The sequence below is a fragment of the Dysgonomonas termitidis genome (assembly GCF_042654545.1).
GTDB lineage: Bacteria > Bacteroidota > Bacteroidia > Bacteroidales > Dysgonomonadaceae > Dysgonomonas > Dysgonomonas termitidis.
Genome location: NZ_JBHSGN010000221.1, coordinates 1 through 630 on the forward strand (window position 1 = coordinate 1; position 630 = coordinate 630).

The 630-nt window shown below is 40.0% G+C and carries 1 protein-coding gene; it reads left to right on the plus strand.

Annotation, left to right across the window (positions count from 1 at the left end; translation table 11 throughout):
• Window positions 1-41: 41 nt before the first annotated feature.
• Window positions 42-630: IS982 family transposase (locus ACFO6W_RS26320; protein WP_380002145.1), on the plus strand; the 589-nt coding region annotated here is incomplete at its 3' end.

Below are 630 nucleotides of genomic sequence, written 5' to 3' on the forward strand. Positions count from 1 at the left end.
AATCCATCTGTTTTGTCCGTTCTACCGGATTGATGCCTCGTATGCTTGGCAAAAGCCGCTTCAACCGCAGGTTGCACAATATAGGAGAATTTCTTAGCCAACTCTTTTTCTATACAGGCCAGGCAATAAAGGGTATGAGCCTTGAGACAACTTATAGCATCGATAGCTTTCCTGTAGAGGTCTGCCATAATATACGCATAAGTAGATCCAGGATTGTCAAAGGGGAACAATACCGAGGTAAATGTGCTTCCAAACGTGTTTATTTTTATGGTTTTAAAGTTCATATGATAGTTACTTCGGATGGTATTCCCGTAGAATTTACCTTTACAGCAGGCGGAATCCATGATATTGACGGTATAAAACAATTGCCGGTCAACCTGCCTGATGGAAGTCAACTTCTGGCTGATTCCGCTTACACTGATTATTTGCTTGAAGACATGCTGGCCGATAATAATATTTATCTGAAAGCTGCCAGGAAAAGTAATTCCACAAAGCCGCATAATCCGTGTATGGAATATCTGATATCTATTCACAGAAAGCGGATTGAAACAGCTTTTAGTGATATTACCAAGTATTTGCCTAAGAAAATTCATGCCGTCACTCAAAAGGGGTTCTTGATTAAACTTATTG